The organism is Pseudomonas iridis, from assembly GCF_017980685.1.
Lineage (GTDB): Bacteria > Pseudomonadota > Gammaproteobacteria > Pseudomonadales > Pseudomonadaceae > Aquipseudomonas > Aquipseudomonas iridis.
In genome coordinates this window covers 293,003-311,479 of sequence record NZ_JACXXO010000002.1, presented here as the reverse complement: position 1 = coordinate 311,479, position 18,477 = coordinate 293,003, and the positions used below count along the sequence as shown (strand labels likewise).

Sequence of the window (18,477 nt, the reverse complement as noted above, 5' to 3'; positions counted from 1 at the left end):
ATCCAACCAGAATCTATCGGCCGACTCTCGGAAAAGCCCAACCTTTTTTAATCATTCACCTTACTTGTAAGCAATTCGACAAACGCCTTGGCCATCGGCGATTTCTGGTCCTTGCGCTGCACCAGCCACACTGCCGATACCGCTGCTGGATCGAGCAGTGGCCGGTAGACCACGCCGTCGATGCGCATCCGCTGGTAGGACGCCGGCAACACCGACACGCCCAACCCCGCTGCCACCAGACCGATGATGGTCATGGCTTCGCCGGCCTCTTGGGCGAAATGCGGGCTGAAACCGGCGTCGCGCGCCAGGCTGAGCAGTTGTGCGTAGAGACCGCTGCCATAACTGCGCGGGAAGAACACGAAAGGCTCCGGCGCCAACGCCGAGAGAAACAAACCCTCCTCGCTGCCCTGCGCCAACGGATGCTTGGAACTGAGCACCGCCACCAGCGGTTCACGCATCAGCTCGACCACGCTCAACGAATCCGGCAAACCCAGCGGGCGCATGATGCCGACTTCAATTGATTCGTCGACCAACGCATCGGCAACCTGGGTGCTACTCATCTCACGCAAATGCAGATGCACCGCCGCAAACCGCTGGCGAAATGAAAAGATCGCCTGCGGAATGGTCGAGTTGAACGGCGCCGATGAGGTGAAGCCGATCTTCAGTTCCCCGAGTTCACCGAGTTGCGCACGACGGGCGACATCCGCCGCTTTGTCGACTTGCGCCAGCACCAGCCGCGCCTCTTCCAAAAACAATCTGCCGGCCTCACTCAGCTCGACCCGACGATTGGTCCGTTCAAACAGACGTGCACCGACCTCTTGCTCGAGCGCCTGAATCTGCTGGCTAAGTGGTGGCTGGGAGATGCCCAGCACCTGTGCTGCGCGGCCGAAATGCAATTCTTCGGCGACGGCGATGAAGTAGCGCAGGTGACGCAATTCCATGGAAACCCCATTAGGTCGTTTAAGCTATCAAACAGGTCGAACAATATATTGGATAGAAACATTAGCCAGCTATATGATTTTTTCATTGCCTGCCCGGCTGCGCTCTTCGAGGTCCGATGTGAAAACTGCCACCGCCCCCCTTGCCCATGAGGTTCCGCCTGCAGCGGACGATGTCGTCTCCGAACGGCAAGAGATCTACATCGAAAAAGGCACACCGATGTTCATGCGCACGGTGCTGGCGCTGTTCAGCGGCGGGTTCGCGACGTTTGCGCTGCTGTATTGCGTGCAGCCGATGATGCCGTTGCTGTCTCATGAGTACGGAATAAACGCGGCGCAGAGCAGCCTGATTCTTTCGGTGGCCACCGGTATGCTCGCCATTGGCTTACTGATCACCGGGCCGATTTCCGATCGGGTCGGGCGTAAACCGGTCATGGTTGCCGCGCTGTTCGCGGCAGCGCTGTGCACCATGGCCAGTGCAATGATGCCGAGCTGGCACGGCGTGCTGATCATGCGCGCGCTGATCGGCTTGTCGTTGAGCGGCCTGGCGGCGGTGGCGATGACTTATCTGAGCGAAGAAATTCATCCGCAGCACATCGGTCTGGCCATGGGTTTGTACATCGGCGGCAACGCAATTGGCGGGATGAGCGGACGCCTGATTACCGGGGTGTTGATCGACTTCGTCAGTTGGCACACGGCGATGCTGGTGATTGGCGGTCTGGCGATGATTGCGGCGGCGGTGTTCTGGAAGATCCTGCCGGAGTCGCGCAACTTCCGCTCACGCTCGCTGCATCCGCGCAGCTTGCTTGACGGTTTCACCATGCACTTTCGCGATGCCGGTCTGCCGCTGTTGTTTCTTGAAGCGTTCGTACTGATGGGCGCGTTTGTCACGTTGTTCAACTACATCGGCTATCGCTTGCTGGCTGCACCGTACAACCTCGATCAAGTGTTCGTCGGTTTGCTCTCGGTGGTGTACCTGTCAGGGATCTACAGTTCGGCGAAAATCGGTTCGCTGGCGGACCAACTCGGGCGGCGCAAAGTGTTGTGGGCAACTATCGCGCTGATGTTCGCCGGTCTCGCGTTGACCATGTTTACACCGCTGCTGCTGGTGATCGTCGGCATGTTGATTTTCACCTTCGGCTTCTTCGCCGCGCATTCGGTAGCGAGCAGCTGGATCGGCCGGCGGGCGATCAAGGCCAAGGGCCAGGCGTCGTCGCTGTACCTGTTCAGCTATTACGCCGGGTCAAGCATTGCCGGGACAGCGGGCGGGGTGTTCTGGCATTTGGGTGGGTGGAACGGGATTGGGCTGTTTATCGGCGCGCTGTTGCTGGTGGCGCTGTTGATAGCGTTGAAGCTGGCGAAGTTGCCGCCATTGGGTGGTGTGAAGGCCTGACCCAAAACCAGTGTGGGAGCGAGCCTGCTCGCGAAAGCGGCGGATCAGTCAGCAAATTTATTGACGCAAACTGCGCATTCGCGAGCAGGCTCGCTCCCACATTTGATCAGCGTCCGACTGTGGATTAGGCATACAAAAACGCCCGGCATTGGCCGGGCGTTTTTTATTGCGTATCGATTACTCGTGATACTGAGCCGACAACTCATGCACCGCGCGCAGGAAGGCGCCGGCGTGTTCCGGGTCGACTTCCGGGGTAATGCCGTGGCCGAGGTTGAACACGTGGCCGCTGCCCTTGCCGTAGCTGGCGAGGATGCGCCCGACTTCGGTGCGGATCGCTTCCGGCTTGGCGTAAAGCACGGTCGGGTCCATGTTGCCTTGCAGGGCAACCTTGTCGCCAACACGAGCGCGGGCGTTGCCGATGTCGCAGGTCCAGTCCAGCCCCAGTGCGTCGGCGCCAGCCTCGGCAATGCTTTCCAGCCACAGGCCGCCGTTCTTGGTGAACAGGATCACCGGCACCTTGCGACCGTCGTTTTCGCGGATCAGGCCACTGACGATTTTCTTCATGTAGGCCAGCGAGAACTCCTGATACGCCGCCGCCGACAGGTTGCCGCCCCAGGTATCGAAGATCTGCACCGCTTGCGCGCCAGCCATGATCTGGCCATTGAGGTACGAGGTCACCGACTGCGCCAACTTGTCCAGCAGCAGGTGCATGGCTTGCGGGTTGTCGTAGAGCATCGCCTTGGTCTTGCGGAAGTCTTTCGACGAGCCGCCTTCAACCATGTACGTCGCCAGGGTCCACGGGCTGCCGGAGAAACCGATCAGTGGCACACGGCCGTTCAGTTCGCGACGGATGGTGCTCACCGCGTCCATCACGTAGCCAAGGTCTTTGTGCGGATCAGGAATCGGCAAAGCTTCAATGTCGGCCAGGGTGCTGACGACTTTCTTGAAGCGCGGGCCTTCACCGGTCTCGAAGTACAGACCCTGGCCCATGGCATCGGGGATGGTGAGGATGTCGGAAAACAGGATCGCCGCGTCCAGTTGTGGATAGCGGTCGAGCGGTTGCATGGTGACTTCGCAAGCGAACTCCGGATTCATGCACAGGCTCATGAAGTCACCGGCGTGGGCACGGCTGGCGCGGTATTCCGGCAGGTAGCGGCCGGCCTGACGCATCATCCACACGGGGGTGACGTCTACGGGTTGCTTGAGCAGGGCGCGCAGGAAACGGTCGTTCTTCAGGGCAGTCATGTCGGCATCCGGAAAAAAAGTGCGGGCATTTTCTCAGAGCGCGAGGGAAAAGGCACGGATGCAGGTCAGCCTTTTGTCTATCGGGTCAATTTATTGCGTTGGAATGCAGACTTTGTAACACCACAAAACACTGTGGGAGCTGGCTTGCCAGCGATGCAGACACCTCGTTTTGCCGGATTGACCGAGGTGATGCTATCGCTGGCAAGCCAGCTCCCACAGGTATTGTATTGCAGTCAGCTAGACGGGTTTAGACGCCCAGGTAATCAAGGATCCCTTCGGCGGCATTACGGCCTTCGAAGATTGCCGTCACTACCAGGTCGGAACCGCGCACCATGTCGCCACCCGCAAAGATCTTCGGGTTGCTGGTCTGGTGCTTGTACTGACCTTGCTCAGGCGCAACTACGCGGCCCTGGCTATCCGTCTGGATTTCGAACTGTCCGAACCAAGGCGCCGGGCTCGGACGGAAACCGAAGGCGATGACCACGGCGTCGGCCGGGATGATCTCTTCGGAGCCCGGGATCGGCTCGGGGCTGCGACGGCCACGGGCGTCCGGTTCGCCGAGACGGGTCTCGACCACTTTCACGCCTTCGACCCGGTCTTCGCCGACGATGGCGATCGGCTGGCGGTTGTAGAGGAATTTCACGCCTTCTTCCTTGGCGTTCTTCACCTCTTTGCGCGAGCCGGGCATGTTCGCTTCGTCACGACGATAAGCGCAGGTTACCGACTTGGCTCCCTGGCGGATCGAGGTGCGGTTGCAGTCCATCGCCGTGTCGCCGCCACCGAGCACCACAACCTTCTTGCCTTTCATGTCGACGAAATCTTCCGGCGACTTTTCAAAGCCCAGGTTGCGGTTGACGTTGGCGATCAGGAAGTCCAGCGCGTCATAAACGCCCGGCAGGTCCTCACCGGCGAAACCGCCCTTCATGTAGGTGTAAGTACCCATGCCCATGAACACTGCATCGTATTCGGCGAGCAGTTGTTCCATGGTCACGTCAGTGCCGACTTCGGTGTTGAGCCGGAACTCGATGCCCATGCCGGTGAAGACTTCGCGACGATTGCTCAGCACGCTCTTTTCCAGCTTGAACTCGGGGATACCGAAGGTCAGCAGACCACCGATTTCCGGGTTCTTGTCGAACACCACCGGGGTCACACCGCCACGCACCAGCACGTCGGCACAGCCCAGACCTGCCGGGCCAGCACCGATGATCGCGACACGTTTGCCGGTCGGTTTGACCTTGGACATGTCCGGGCGCCAGCCCATGGCGAACGCGGTGTCGGTGATGTACTTCTCGACCGAACCGATGGTCACTGCACCGAACCCGTCGTTAAGGGTGCAGGCACCCTCGCACAGACGATCCTGAGGGCAAACCCTGCCGCAGACTTCCGGCAGGGTGTTGGTCTGGTGCGACAGCTCGGCGGCCTGAAGGATGTTGCCCTCGGCCACCAGCTTCAGCCAGTTGGGAATGAAGTTGTGCACCGGGCACTTCCATTCGCAGTACGGGTTGCCGCAACCCAGGCAGCGGTGGGCCTGATCGGCCGACTGCTGGGGTTTGAACGGTTCGTAGATCTCGACGAACTCTTTCTTGCGTTGACGCAACAGTTTCTTCTTCGGATCTTTGCGCCCGACATCGATGAATTGAAAGTCGTTACTGAGACGTTCGGCCATCTTCAAAACCTCATAACAGCAGCTTCAAGCTACTAGCTTCAAGCTGCAGGAAAATCACTCTGCAGGCACATCGCGCACTGCTGTTAACTTGCGGCTTGTAACTTGCCGCTTGCAGGTGCGCCGTTATTGCGGACTCGCACGAGTACTGGAGAGCAGAGATTTCAGGCTCGCCGCTTTCGGTTTGACCAGCCAGAAACGGCGCAAGTAGTCATCGAGGTTTTCGGCGAGTTCACGACCCCACTCGCTGTCGGTTTCCGCGACGTACTCGTTCAGCACGTTTTGCAGGTGGCTGCGATAGGATTCCATCGCCTCACCGCTGATCCGCTGAATTTCCACCAGTTCGTGATTGACCCGGTCAACGAAGCTGTTGTCCTGGTCGAGCACGTAGGCGAAACCACCGGTCATGCCAGAGCCGAAGTTGTAACCGGTCTTGCCCAACACGCAGACAAAACCACCGGTCATGTACTCGCAGCAGTGATCGCCAGTGCCTTCTACAACCGTGTGGGCACCGGAGTTGCGCACGGCGAAACGCTCGCCTGCGGTGCCAGCGGCGAACAGCTTGCCGCCAGTGGCGCCGTACAGGCAGGTGTTGCCGATTATGGCGCTGTTCTGAGTCTTATAAACGCTGCCCTTGGGCGGCACGATGGTCAGCTTGCCACCGGTCATGCCTTTGCCGACGTAGTCGTTGGCGTCGCCTTCCAGGTACATGTTCAGACCGCCGGCGTTCCACACGCCGAAGCTCTGACCGGCCGTCCCTTTGAAGCGGAAGGTGATCGGCGCCTTGGCCATGCCTTGGTTGCCGTGCTTGCGGGCGATTTCGCCGGAGATCCGCGCACCGATCGAACGGTCGCAGTTGCAGATGTCCAGTTCGAACTCGGCGCCGCTGAGGTCGTTGATCGCCGACGTCGCCAGATCGACCATTTTCTCGGCCAGCAGGCCCTGATCGAAGGGCGGGTTGCGCTCAACCTGGCAGAACTGCGGCTTGTCCGCCGGGATGTGATCGCTGCCCAGCAGCGGAGTCAGATCCAGGTGATTTTGCTTGGCGGTCTGGCCTTCGAGGATGTCCAGCAGATCGGTGCGACCGATCAGCTCTTCGAGGGAGCGCACGCCCAGCTTGGCCAGCCACTCACGGGTTTCTTCGGCGACGTAGGTGAAGAAATTCACCACCATGTCGACGGTGCCGATGTAGTGATCCTTGCGCAGCTTCTCGTTCTGAGTGGCAACGCCGGTGGCGCAGTTGTTCAGATGGCAGATGCGCAGGTATTTGCAGCCCAGCGCGATCATTGGCGCGGTGCCGAAGCCGAAGCTTTCGGCGCCTAGGATCGCTGCCTTGATCACGTCGAGGCCGGTTTTCAGGCCGCCGTCAGTCTGCACCCGGACTTTGCCGCGCAGGTCGTTGCCGCGCAGAGTCTGGTGGGTTTCGGCCAGGCCGAGTTCCCACGGTGCGCCCGCGTACTTGATCGAGGTCAGCGGCGAAGCACCGGTGCCACCGTCGTAGCCGGAAATGGTGATCAAGTCCGCGTAGGCCTTGGCCACACCGGCGGCGATGGTGCCGACGCCAGCTTCAGCGACCAGTTTCACCGAGACCAGCGCCTTCGGGTTGACCTGCTTGAGGTCGAAAATCAGTTGCGACAAATCTTCGATGGAATAAATGTCGTGGTGCGGCGGTGGCGAAATCAGCGTCACGCCCGGCACTGCATAACGCAGCTTGGCGATCAGCCCGTTGACCTTGCCGCCCGGGAGCTGCCCACCCTCGCCCGGCTTGGCGCCTTGGGCGACCTTGATCTGCAGCACTTCGGCGTTGACCAGGTATTCCGGCGTCACGCCGAAACGGCCAGTCGCGACCTGCTTGATTTTCGAGCTCTTGATGGTGCCGTAACGCGCCGGGTCTTCGCCGCCTTCGCCGGAGTTGGAACGCGCACCAAGGCGGTTCATGGCTTCGGCCAGGGCTTCGTGAGCTTCCGGCGACAGAGCGCCCAGCGAGATACCGGCAGAGTCGAAGCGCTTGAGCACCGATTCCAGCGGTTCGATTTCACTGATGTCCAACGGCGTGTCGAGGGTCTTGACCTTGAGCAGGTCGCGAATCATCGACACCGGACGGTTGTCCACCAGCGAGGTGTATTCCTTGAACTTGGCGTAGTCGCCCTGCTGCACAGCGGCTTGCAGGGTGTTGACCACGTCCGGGTTGTACGCGTGATATTCGCCACCGTGGACGAACTTCAGCAGACCGCCCTGCTGGATCGGCTTGCGCGGGCTCCAGGCTTCGGCAGCGAGGGCTTTCTGCTCGGCCTCGATGTCGACGAAACGCGCACCCTTGATGCGGCTCGGCACGCCACGGAAGCTCAGGTCGCACACTTCTTCGGACAGGCCAATGGCCTCGAACAACTGCGCACCACGGTATGAAGCGATGGTCGAGATGCCCATCTTCGACAGAATCTTGAGCAGGCCTTTGGTGATGCCTTTGCGGTAGTTCTTGAACACCTCGTAGAGGTCGCCCAGCACTTCACCGGTACGGATCAGGTCGCCCAGCACTTCGTAAGCCAGGAACGGATAGACCGCCGAGGCACCGAAACCGATCAGCACCGCAAAGTGATGCGGATCACGCGCGGTAGCGGTTTCAACGAGGATGTTGGAATCGCAACGCAGGCCTTTTTCGGTCAGGCGATGGTGCACCGCACCGGTCGCCAGCGAAGCGTGGATCGGCAGTTTGCCCGGCGCGATATGACGGTCGCTCAGAACGATCTGGGTACGGCCGGCACGCACGGCTTCTTCAGCCTGATCGGCGACGTTGCGGATCGCCGCTTCCAGACCGACGCTTTCTTCGTAATTGAGGTCGATGACCTGCCGCTCGAAACCCGGGCGATCAAGGTTCATCAGCGAACGCCACTTGGCCGGGGAAATGACCGGCGAGCTGAGGATCACGCGCGAGGCGTGCTCCGGCGACTCCTGGAAAATGTTGCGCTCGGCACCGAGGCAGATTTCCAGGGACATCACGATCGCTTCACGCAGCGGGTCGATCGGCGGGTTGGTGACCTGCGCGAACTGCTGGCGGAAATAGTCGTACGGCGTGCGCACGCGCTGGGACAGCACGGCCATCGGCGTGTCGTCGCCCATCGAACCAACGGCTTCGTAGCCTTGCTCGCCAAGCGGACGCAGTACCTGATCGCGCTCTTCGAACGTGACCTGATACATCTTCATGTATTGCTTGAGCTGATCGACGTCGTAGAAAGCCGAACCGTGGTCGTTGTCTTCCATGGTCGCCTGAATGCGCAGGGCATTCTTGCGCAGCCATTGCTTGTACGGATGACGGGATTTGAGACGGTTGTCGATCGCATCGGTGTCGAGGATCTGCCCGGTTTCGGTATCCACGGCCAGGATCTGGCCCGGGCCTACGCGGCCCTTGGCGATCACGTCTTCGGGCTGGTAGTTCCAGACGCCGATTTCCGAAGCAACGGTGATGAAACCGTTGGTGGTGGTAACCCAGCGCGCCGGGCGCAGACCGTTACGGTCGAGCAGGCAGACCGCGTAGCGACCATCGGTCATGACCACGCCGGCCGGGCCGTCCCACGGCTCCATGTGCATCGAGTTATACTCGTAGAACGCACGCAGATCCGGGTCCATGGTTTCGACGTTCTGCCACGCAGGCGGAATGATCATCCGCACGCCACGAAACAGGTCGATGCCGCCGGTGACCATCAGCTCAAGCATGTTGTCCATGCTCGAGGAGTCGGAACCGACACGGTTAACCAGCGGGCCGAGTTCTTCCAGATCCATCAGATCATTGGTGAACTTGGTCCGACGGGCCTGAGCCCAGTTACGGTTACCGGTGATGGTGTTGATCTCGCCGTTGTGGGCGAGGAAGCGGAATGGCTGAGCCAGCGGCCATTTCGGCAGGGTGTTGGTGGAGAAGCGCTGGTGGAACACGCAGATCGCGGTTTGCAGGCGCTCGTCACTCAGGTCCGGATAAAACGCGGCCAGATCGGCCGGCATCATCAAGCCTTTATAGATGATGGTCTTGTGCGAAAAGCTGCAGATGTAGTGGTCGCTGTCGACAGCGTTGGTCACCGACGAACGGCGACGGGCGCTGAACAGCTTGACCGCCATGTCCTGATCACTCAGGCCTTCGCCGCCGATGTACACCTGCTCGATTTGCGGCAGGCGTTCAAGGGCCAGGCGGCCGAGGACACTGGTATCGATTGGCACTTTGCGCCAGCCGATCAGTTGCAGGCCTTCGGCAAGGATCTCGCGGTTCATGTTCTCGCGAGCGGCTTCGGCCTTGGCCGAATCCTGGTTGAAGAAGACCATGCCCACGGCATATTGCTTGGGCAACTCGACGCTGAAGGCTTCCTGAGCGATAGCGCGCAGGAAGGCGTCGGGCTTTTGAATCAGCAGACCGCAACCGTCACCGGTCTTGCCGTCGGCATTAATCCCACCGCGGTGGGTCATGCAGGTCAGGGCCTCAATGGCCGTTTGCAAAAGGGTATGACTGGGCTCGCCCTGCATATGGGCTATCAGGCCGAAACCGCAGTTATCCTTGAATTCATCTGGTTGGTACAGACCTGCTTTCATAGACACTTTCTCACCAGGCTGCCTCTTTTCGAGGCAAATTTCTTTTCAATTCAACCACTTGCGATCCGCGCCGAACGTACGCCGGCTTAGCGGGGGCAAAAGGGTGGTCATTGTACACAGCGACACAGAGGCTCACAAATTTGACGACGAACTGTCGCAAATTCATGTCGCATTTGTGAAAGGTTTAAAGCGATCTGCTGTGCTAGTCAAAACTTTTTTAATTTTGACTGCAACGACTCAAAGACTACTGTGACGCAGACACCACAAGGCACGCGACCTGTGAAGGCGGCGCGCACTCGTAGAAATTTTGAGGTGCTTGGAGAGGCGGCCTGGGTAAGGCCGCCGAATCTTCAGCGAGTTGTTGCCAGTTCCTGTTGGACGCTGGCGACAGTGCGAGGCCAAGGTTTACCAGCCTGAACCTTCGCTGGCAAGGCCTTGATGGCAGAAACAGCCGCATCACGATTGGCGAAGTTGCCATAGGTGACCACGTAAAGAGGCTTGCCGTTGAGGACTTTCTTGAAATAACGGTACTCGCCGCCCTGCTCCTTGACGAAGCTTTGCGCGGCCGTCTCGGAGCTGGTGCCGAGGATCTGCACCACGTAGTTGCTCGTCGGCTGCCCGGCGTACCAGCTGCCACCAGCGGCTTTGGCCACGGTAACCGGCTTCTCGGCGGGTTTGGCGGCGGCAACGGGTTTGGCTGGCGCTGGAGCAGGTTTGGCCGCTGGCGCCGCCGGAGCAGGCTTGGCGGTGGCGATTTGTGTCGGGGCAGGCGCCGGATTGGCAGCTGGCGCTGGAGCCGGGGTTGGTGCCGGACCGGCCGGAACGCCCGCAGGAGGCGCCGAAGTGGTCACGGTTGGCGGCGTGTCGCTGGAGCCTTCCAGTGGCACACCGTCGTCGCCCTCGGTGATACCGCCAGCAGCTTCGGCCAGCGGGCCGCGCATGACCGGTTGCGAGTTGCCAACCAGCGGCAACGGCATCGGCTGCGTATTACCGGCGAATTCGACGTTCGGCGCGCCGCCATTGGCTGCGCCCTGGCCCAATGGCAGTTGTGCCTGTTCGTTGGCGGGTGCGCCGGTGGTTGGCGCCTTGTTGCGACCCGGCATCAGCCAGGCGGCGGCGACCGCGACCACAACGACGGCGGAAATCGCCAATACGTGTTTCTTCGGCATGTTGAACCCCATACTTGGACGCTTGACCGCAGAGCGGCTGGCTATCATGACTTCGATCAGTGCATCGCGAGCGACCTGGTTGATGTTGCCAGGCCAACCCTCGGAGCTTTCGTGAATATCAGAGATCTGATCCGCGGTGAAAAGTTCGACACCCCGGCCCGCACCTTCGAGCCGTTGGTCGAGATACTCGCGCGTCTCTTCTTCGGTGTAAGGCTGCAATTCGATGACGTGGAAGCGCTCTTCTTCGAGGTGCAAAGCCTCAAGCTGAGCGATCAGAGACGACTCACCGAACAGGAACACATGCGGGCGACCTTCCGGCGCGCCGGCACCCAGTGCCATCAGCGCTTCCAGGGCGGATTCGTCGAGCTGCTCGGCGTCATCCACCAGCAAATAGACTTCCTGGCCGGTCAGTGCCAACTGCACCACCTGATCCAGAATCGCGCCGACTTCGGCCTGAGCCACGTTCAGCGCCTGCGCCACCTGACGCAGTACGCCAGCGGCATCGCCGGCACCCCGCGCGGAAACCACAACGCTTTGTACCGATTGCTTGTTGGTGCTGGCGACCAGCGCCTGGCGCAGCAAAGTCTTGCCACTGCCCTGCGGGCCAGTGACCGCCAGCAGCAACTGGCTGTAACGCGCCAGGTGATGCAGTTGGCCGAGCACCGGTTTGCGCTGGGCCGGAAAGAATTTGAAGCCCGGAACGCGCGGCGCGAAGGGGTCGTGGCTTAACTGGAAATGGCCGAGGAACGCCTCGTCGGCATGCAAACTAGTCATCGGAATCTTATTAACCTTTAAGCTGAGCCAGGGCGCGGTAATCCGCTCCCAGCGTGGCCTGTAGAACCTCTTTCGGATAATCGTCGGTCACTACCGCTTCACCCATCCGGCGCAGCAGCACCAGGCGCAGACGACCGTCGATCACTTTTTTGTCGATTGCCATGTGTTCAAGAAAATCGGCTTCGCTCATTTCAGAAGGCGGAACCACTGGCAGGCCGGCCCGCTGAAACAGGCGAATGCCGCGATCGCGCTCCTGTTCGCTGATCCAGCCCAGACGCGCTGACATCTCCAGCGCCATCACAGTGCCAGCCGCCACCGCCTCACCATGCAACCAGACACCATAGCCCATGTGGGTCTCGATGGCGTGGCCGAAGGTGTGGCCGAGGTTGAGCGTGGCGCGTACGCCGGTTTCCTTCTCATCGGCGCCGACCACCGCAGCCTTGGCTGCGCAGGAGCGCTCGATGGCGTAAGTCAGGGCTGTTTGATCCAGCGCGCGCAAGGCGTCGACGTTGTCTTCGAGCCAGCCGAGGAACGGCTCGTCGCAGATCAGACCGTACTTGATGACCTCAGCCAGACCCGCCGACAGCTCGCGTGGTGGCAGGGTTTTCAGGGACGCCGTATCGATCAGCACGACATTCGGCTGATAGAACGCGCCGACCATGTTCTTGCCCAGCGGATGGTTGATCCCGGTTTTGCCGCCCACCGACGAATCGACCTGGGACAGCAACGTGGTGGGGATCTGGATGAAGTCGACGCCGCGCTGATAGCAGGCAGCGGCGAAACCGGCCATGTCGCCGATCACACCGCCGCCAAGGGCGATAACAGTAGTGCGGCGATCATGACGGGCGGTCAGCAAACCGTCGAAGATCAGTTGCAGGGTTTCCCAGTTCTTGAAGGCTTCGCCGTCCGGCAACACCACGGAAATAACCGAGAACTGCGCCAGACTGCGCGTCAGACGTTCGAGATAGAGCGGCGCAACGGTCTCATTGGAGATGATTGCCACCTGGCGCCCGTGGATATGCGGAGCCAGCAACTCGGGCTGATCCAACAAACCTTCGCCAATATGAATCGGGTAGCTGCGCTCGCCTAGATCGACCTTGAGTGTCTGCATGTGTCCCCACAGTGAAGATGGAAGCAGGCGTCCTGCCCTGAATTATTGGTTACTGCGGCCTGTAGCGGGTATGACGCCACCGGCACGCCATCCGCCACAACCTTGGCGGGCTGTGACAGGACGCCGAGGATAGCGCATTTCGGGCGATGCTTTAACGGGGAGGAAGCTGCGCCAGACGGTCGAGAATGTCGAGCACTACCATACGCGGCGGCCGTTCGTCGGTTTCCACCACCAGATCGGCAATTTCCCGATAGAGCGGATCACGGATGGCGAGCAGGTCACGCAGGGTTTTCGCCGGATCGGCGGTGCGCAGCAACGGTCGATTGCGATCGCGGGAAGTGCGGCCGACCTGCTGTTCGACGGAAGCGTGCAGATACACCACGCGCCCGCCCTCATGCAGGGCCTTGCGATTGGCATCGCGCATGACCGCGCCACCGCCGGTCGCCAACACCACGCCGTCGAACTCGCACAGCTCGGCGATCATCGCCTGCTCACGGTCACGAAAGCCCGGCTCGCCTTCCTTGTCGAAGATCCACGGGATATTGGCGCCCGTGCGCAGTTCAATTTCCTTGTCGGAATCTTTGAACGGCAGGCGCAGCTCTTTGGCCAGTAATCGGCCGATGGTGCTTTTGCCAGCACCCATCGGACCTACAAGAATCAAATTTCGCACAGAATCAACGACTCACAGCAATCGCCTGGTTATTCATGATACGCGGAGTGAGAAATACCAGCAGCTCGGATTTTTTCTCCGAAACCACATCACGCCGGAAAAGGCGGCCAAGATACGGCACATCGCCAAGAAATGGCACCTTATCTACGACCTTGCTCTGAGTATTTGAGAAAACCCCCCCAATCACGATGGTTTCGCCATCATTGACCAGCACTTTGGCGTTGACCTCGTTCTTTTTGATCGGCGGTACATCCTGCACTTTGTTCAGGTAATCCGGTTCGTCCTTGGTGACCTTGACCTCCATGATGATGCGGTTATCCGGGGTGATCTGCGGGGTCACTTCCAGCGACAGCGAAGCCTCCTTGAACGACACCGACGTGGCGCCGCTGGAGCTGGCTTCCTGGTAAGGAATCTCGGTGCCTTTGAGGATCTTCGCGGTCTCTTTGTCGGAGGTGACCACATTGGGCTGCGAAACGATTTCACCGTTGCCGGTCTTCTCCATGGCCGTCAGCTCCAGATCGAGCAAAACGTTGTCGGTAATGAACGCGATACCGATCCCGGAAGTATTGCCGACGGTCCCCATGTCGACGAACGGCGAGTTGGTACTGGTGCTGCCCGGCGTGCCGATGGTGGTCGATGAACCGTTGACCCCGGAGGCATTCCAGTTGCCCTTGTTCTGGATCGAACCACCCCAGCGCACCCCCAGACTCTTGTCGTAATCGACGTTGGCCTCGACGATGCGCGCCTCGATCATCACCTGACGCACTGGAATATCCAGTTGCGCCACGATCCGCCGCAGCTCGTCGAGGCGATCCTGAGTCTGGTAGGCAATGATGTTGTTGGTCCGTTCGTCGACAGTGATTGACCCACGCTCATCGATCTTCGCCTCGGCGCTGGTCACCGACTGGAACAGCTTGGCGATGTCCGCAGCCTTGGCATAGTTCACCTGCAACAGCTCACGACGCAGCGGCGCCAGTTCGGCGATCTGCTTCTGCGACTCCAGCTCCTGACGTTCGCGCGCGGCAATTTCATCAGCCGGGGCCACCAGCAGCACATTACCGATTTTGCGTTTATCCAGGCCTTTGGTCTTCAGCACCAGATCCAGCGCCTGATCCCACGGCACGTTTTGCAAACGCAGGGTGATGCCGCCCTGCACCGTGTCGCTCGCCACCAGATTGAGGTTGGTGAAGTCGGCGATCAGTTGCAGCACCGAGCGCACGTCAATGTCCTGGAAGTTCAACGAGAGCTTTTCACCGACATAGGCCTGACGATCGGCGTTGCGTTTTTGCAGGTCATCGAAGGTCATCGGACGGATGCTGACGGTCAGTTTGTTATCGGTCTGGAACGTGGAATAGTCAAAGGTGCCGCTGGGCTCGACGGTAATGACCGTGCGATCACCGGTTACGCCGGCGTTGACGAATTGCACTGGCGTGGCGAAATCCTTCACGTCGAGACGCACCCGCAGCTTTTCCGGCAATTGCGTACGGGCGAAGCTGAGGATGATCTTGCCGTCATGCTCCTGGATATCCGGGGCGATGGTCGGGTCGGACAGGTCGATGACGACATTGCCCTCGCCCGCAGTGCCGCGCTGAAAATCCACACCGCGAATGGCGCGGGATTTCGCCACGAACGCCTTGGCGGGGGCAGCAGTAGTCGCCACGCGTGGTGCCGCCACTGCCGGTCGCGGCGCCTTGGCCGGCGCGCCCTGACCAACCACCACGAACAGATAGTTGCCCTCAACCCGTGTGTCGTAAGGCGCCAATTGCGTGAGACTGACAATCAGCCGCGTGCGGTCCTTGGCTTCAACCACCGTGGCCGTGCGCGCATTGCCACTGCCCAGATCGAGATTTTTGCTCGCCAACTGACTGGCCACACCGGGCAAGTCCAGCGCAATTCGCGCCGGTGACTCGGTGGTGTAACCCTTGGGCTGCGGCGGCGGGCCGTCGAACGACAGCTTCAGTTCGACTCGATCACCCGGCAACGCTGCCACATCCAGCGCCTTCAAGTTGGCCGCCTGTACCATCGGTGACAACAGCGCTATCCATAGCGAAAAACCGAGGGTGGAGAAAATCCTGTTCATTATTCGACTTCCACTATGAATGCTCTTTCAAAGGAATGGTGCGCGGACGTTCCAGCCAGGTGCCTTCACCGTCGGGCACGATTTCAACCACATCGACCTGGGTGGCGCTGATGGCGACAATGCGGCCATCGTTGCGGCCCAGGTAATCGCCAACCTTCAGGCGATGCACCCCGCCGGCGCCACGCAATAGCGCGAAGGAACCGGAAGCATTGGCAATCGTGCCGACCATCTCGAACTGCTCGATGTTGAAACCTTCGAGGTATTGCTTGACCCGACCAGGATCGGGCTTGACGTTGCGCGAACCACGCTTGTGCCCGGCCAGATCGACGCGCACCTGACGCGAGAACGGACTGCGCAGGTTGGCAGCGCTGTAACTGAATGCTGGGTAAGACCGGAATGTGGGTGTTGGTTCAATCTTGCCTGCCGGACGCAAGCGCACTTCATTCATGTAGGCGTCGAGGTCGCTGAAGTCATTGCTGGCACCACAACCGCTCAATGCCAGCAGTGCCATCAACCCGGCGCAACAACGTTTCGGGGTCATTTTTGCAGCCCCTTGTCGTTGTAGCGGTAGGTCTTGGCGAGGATGCTCATGCGCAACTTCGACCCACCTTCTTTGCTGGCCGGGGCCAGTTCGAAGTCATGCAGGGTCACGATGCGTGGCAAACCGGCCACGCCACTGACGAACGTGGCGAGGTCGTGATAGGCGCCAGTGACGGTAATCTGGATCGGCAGCTCGATGTAAAACGGCTGGGTGACCTCCGGCAACAGTTTGATTTCCTCGAACTCAAGACCACTGCCCAAGCCCGTTCGCGTGATGTCTTCCAGCAAGCCCGGCACTTCGGTGTCACTGGGCAATTGACGCAGCAGCACGCCGAAGGAGTTTTCCATCTCCTTCATCTGCTGGGTGTACAGATCCAGATTGGCGGATATGCGCGCTTTGCTGGCGAACTGCTCCTTCAGCGTGGCCTCTTCTTCGCGCTTGAGCTGCAGTTGGTTTTGCATGTCACTGATGAAAAAGTTATAGCCAAACGCCAACACGAGCACCATCAACAGCGCCCCGGCGATGGCTTTGACTGCGCCCGGCCACGACCCGATGTTGCTGGTGTCCAGATCGTTGAAATCGATGTTGCGCAGACTCTCCAGCCATTCGGACGGCTTCATTGCTCGTCCTCCACAATCTTCGGCTGGGTCTGACGAACGGTCAGCTGAAAGACGTTGGTCTGCTCCACCTGATCGGCACTGGTCGCTTTGACTTCAGTGAGGCTTGCCGCGTCGAACCAGTCGGACGCATCCAGATTGCGCATCAGCTCGGAGACGCGGTTGTTCGACTCCGCCGCACCGCTGATCGACAAGGTTTTACCGGCCATCTTCACGTCAGTGAAATACACACCGTCGGGCAATGTGCGCGCCAGTTGATCGAAGATTCGTCCGCTGACCTGCCGGTTACCCTGCAAGTCCTGAATGATGCGCATGCGCTCGACCAGCTGCTGGCGATGGGCCTTGAGTTCGCTGATCTGCTTGATGCGTTCGTCGACCACGGCAATTTGCTTGCCGATGTAGTCGTTGCGCGCCACTTGCCGGTCGATGGCCGCACTGATGATCTGATCGGCAATGAACACCGCGCCGATCGAACCGACCACCACGCCGGTCAGCGCCAGCAGGAAGCGTTTGCGCCGCTCTTCGCGGCGCTCCTCGCGCCAGGGTAAAAGGTTGATCCGCGCCATCAGTCGAAACTCCTGAGCGCGAGCCCGCAGGCGATCATCAAGGCCGGCGCGTCACTGGCCAGCGCCCCGGCGTTGACCTTGCTGCTCAGGGCCATATTGGAAAACGGATTGGCCACCTGGGTCGGAGTATCCAGGCGCTGTTCGATCAGCCGGTCCAGCCCCGGCACCGACGCCGTGCCGCCAGCGAGCAGAATATGATCGACCGCGTTGTACTGGCCGGAAGCGAAGAAAAACTGCAACGAACGCGATACCTGTTGTACAAGCGCCTCGCGAAACGGCTGCAACACCTCGCTGACGTAATCGTCGGGCAGACCGCCCTGCTTCTTTGCCAGCCCCGCCTGCTCGATGGTCAGGCCATAGCGACGCTGGATCTCCTCGGTCAATTGCCGGCCGCCGAACAACTGCTCGCGGGTGTAGATGATCTTGCCGTTGTGCAGGACGCTGAGGGTGGTCATGGTGGCGCCGATGTCGACCACCGCCACGGTCAAGCGCTCTTGAGAAGCCGCCAGCTGCGTCGCGAGCAAGCCGAACGAACGCTCCAGCGCGTACGCTTCGACGTCCACCACACGCGCGGTCAACCCGGCCAGCGCCAGTGCCGCTTCACGGACTTCGACGTTTTCCTTGCGACAGGCGGCCAGCAACACGTTGACCCGCTCGGGGTTGCGCGGTGACACACCCTGAACCTCGAAGTCGATGGCGACTTCATCCAGCGGATAGGGAATGTATTGGTCGGCTTCAATCTTGAGCTGGTTTTCCAGTTCGTCGTCGGAAAGTCCGGCGTCCATCTCGATGATCTTGGTAATCACCGCTGACCCGGCCACTGCCACCGCCACGCCTCTCAGCCCGGTGCGTGCCTTGCCCAGCACCCGGGTCAGGGCCTGGCCCACGCCCTCGAGCTCGGCGATGTTTTTTTCGACCACGGCGTTCGGTGGCAGCGGCTCCACCGCATAAGCCTCGACCCGGTAGCGATCACCCTGACGACTAAGTTCCAGCAGCTTCACCGACGTGGAGCTGATGTCGATCCCCAGTAACGCATTGGTCTTTTTATTGAAGAGTCCCAGCACTACCAATTCCCTATGACTTTCCGTGAGTTACGGACTCTGTAATACACATTGCGTTCCTTCACCCCGTCTTGACA

Annotated in this window: 13 protein-coding genes; 1 reads left to right on the top strand and 12 read right to left on the bottom strand. The window is 60.2% G+C overall.

Features of this window, described 5'->3' with window-relative positions; all coding sequences use genetic code 11:
* Positions 1-47: 47 nt before the first annotated feature.
* Positions 48-941 carry a LysR family transcriptional regulator gene (locus IEQ42_RS06350; RefSeq protein WP_210702927.1) on the bottom strand — a complete coding sequence of 298 codons (894 nt, stop codon included), beginning with the start codon at positions 939-941 and terminating at the stop codon, positions 48-50.
* A 118-nt stretch (positions 942-1,059) separates the two neighbouring features.
* On the opposite strand from IEQ42_RS06350, the gene IEQ42_RS06345 reads away from it, so the two are divergent.
* Positions 1,060-2,331: an MFS transporter gene (locus IEQ42_RS06345; RefSeq protein WP_210702926.1), complete on the top strand. Its 1,272-nt coding sequence runs from the start codon at positions 1,060-1,062 to the stop codon at positions 2,329-2,331.
* A 177-nt stretch (positions 2,332-2,508) separates the two neighbouring features.
* Here the strand turns inward: IEQ42_RS06345 and hemE are convergent, their stop codons facing one another.
* The 11 genes from hemE to IEQ42_RS06290 all read right to left on the bottom strand — a co-directional run bounded on the left by hemE (position 2,509) and on the right by IEQ42_RS06290 (position 18,403).
* A complete protein-coding gene (hemE, locus tag IEQ42_RS06340) occupies positions 2,509-3,576 on the bottom strand; it encodes a uroporphyrinogen decarboxylase (protein ID WP_007909440.1) in 1,068 nt (355 codons plus the stop codon).
* Positions 3,577-3,823: 247 nt separating this feature from the next.
* Positions 3,824-5,242, bottom strand: coding sequence for an FAD-dependent oxidoreductase (locus IEQ42_RS06335; RefSeq protein ID WP_042557272.1), 1,419 nt, complete (start codon positions 5,240-5,242; stop codon positions 3,824-3,826).
* A 123-nt stretch (positions 5,243-5,365) separates the two neighbouring features.
* On the bottom strand, positions 5,366-9,811 hold the full coding sequence (gene gltB / locus IEQ42_RS06330; RefSeq protein ID WP_210702925.1) for a glutamate synthase large subunit: 4,446 nt from the start codon (positions 9,809-9,811) through the stop codon (positions 5,366-5,368).
* A 350-nt stretch (positions 9,812-10,161) separates the two neighbouring features.
* Positions 10,162-11,754 (bottom strand): AAA family ATPase, encoded by a 1,593-nt coding sequence (locus IEQ42_RS06325; RefSeq protein WP_210702924.1) that lies wholly within the window; start codon positions 11,752-11,754, stop codon positions 10,162-10,164.
* A 10-nt stretch (positions 11,755-11,764) separates the two neighbouring features.
* On the bottom strand, positions 11,765-12,865 hold the full coding sequence (gene aroB / locus IEQ42_RS06320) for a 3-dehydroquinate synthase (protein ID WP_210702923.1): 1,101 nt from the start codon (positions 12,863-12,865) through the stop codon (positions 11,765-11,767).
* A gap of 151 nt (positions 12,866-13,016) precedes the next feature.
* Positions 13,017-13,535: a shikimate kinase AroK gene (gene aroK, locus IEQ42_RS06315; RefSeq protein WP_042557267.1), complete on the bottom strand. Its 519-nt coding sequence runs from the start codon at positions 13,533-13,535 to the stop codon at positions 13,017-13,019.
* Positions 13,536-13,539: 4 nt separating this feature from the next.
* On the bottom strand, positions 13,540-15,615 hold the full coding sequence (locus IEQ42_RS06310; RefSeq protein ID WP_210702922.1) for a type IV pilus secretin PilQ: 2,076 nt from the start codon (positions 15,613-15,615) through the stop codon (positions 13,540-13,542).
* A gap of 13 nt (positions 15,616-15,628) precedes the next feature.
* Positions 15,629-16,156 (bottom strand): pilus assembly protein PilP, encoded by a 528-nt coding sequence (locus IEQ42_RS06305; protein ID WP_210702921.1) that lies wholly within the window; start codon positions 16,154-16,156, stop codon positions 15,629-15,631.
* Entirely contained in the window at positions 16,153-16,776 is a 624-nt protein-coding gene (pilO, locus tag IEQ42_RS06300) for a type IV pilus inner membrane component PilO (RefSeq protein WP_210702920.1), read from the bottom strand. The genes IEQ42_RS06305 and pilO overlap by 4 nt, the downstream gene beginning before the upstream one ends.
* Entirely contained in the window at positions 16,773-17,339 is a 567-nt protein-coding gene (locus IEQ42_RS06295; RefSeq protein ID WP_150593940.1) for a PilN domain-containing protein, read from the bottom strand. Before IEQ42_RS06295 ends, pilO begins: the two co-directional genes overlap by 4 nt.
* Positions 17,339-18,403 (bottom strand): pilus assembly protein PilM, encoded by a 1,065-nt coding sequence (locus tag IEQ42_RS06290; protein ID WP_210702919.1) that lies wholly within the window; start codon positions 18,401-18,403, stop codon positions 17,339-17,341. Before IEQ42_RS06290 ends, IEQ42_RS06295 begins: the two co-directional genes overlap by 1 nt.
* Positions 18,404-18,477 lie beyond the last annotated feature (74 nt).

Excerpts from the sequence above, each read along its gene's own strand:
- IEQ42_RS06350 (WP_210702927.1), bottom strand. The coding sequence starts at position 941 with ATGGAATTGCGTCACCTGCGCTACTTCATCGCCGTCGCCGAAGAATTG.
- hemE (WP_007909440.1), bottom strand. The coding sequence starts at position 3,576 with ATGACTGCCCTGAAGAACGACCGTTTCCTGCGCGCCCTGCTCAAGCAA.
- IEQ42_RS06335 (WP_042557272.1), bottom strand. The coding sequence starts at position 5,242 with ATGGCCGAACGTCTCAGTAACGACTTTCAATTCATCGATGTCGGGCGC.
- gltB (WP_210702925.1), bottom strand. The coding sequence starts at position 9,811 with ATGAAAGCAGGTCTGTACCAACCAGATGAATTCAAGGATAACTGCGGT.
- IEQ42_RS06325 (WP_210702924.1), bottom strand. The coding sequence starts at position 11,754 with ATGACTAGTTTGCATGCCGACGAGGCGTTCCTCGGCCATTTCCAGTTA.
- aroB (WP_210702923.1), bottom strand. The coding sequence starts at position 12,865 with ATGCAGACACTCAAGGTCGATCTAGGCGAGCGCAGCTACCCGATTCAT.
- IEQ42_RS06310 (WP_210702922.1), bottom strand. The coding sequence starts at position 15,615 with ATGAACAGGATTTTCTCCACCCTCGGTTTTTCGCTATGGATAGCGCTG.
- IEQ42_RS06305 (WP_210702921.1), bottom strand. The coding sequence starts at position 16,156 with ATGACCCCGAAACGTTGTTGCGCCGGGTTGATGGCACTGCTGGCATTG.
- pilO (WP_210702920.1), bottom strand. The coding sequence starts at position 16,776 with ATGAAGCCGTCCGAATGGCTGGAGAGTCTGCGCAACATCGATTTCAAC.
- IEQ42_RS06295 (WP_150593940.1), bottom strand. The coding sequence starts at position 17,339 with ATGGCGCGGATCAACCTTTTACCCTGGCGCGAGGAGCGCCGCGAAGAG.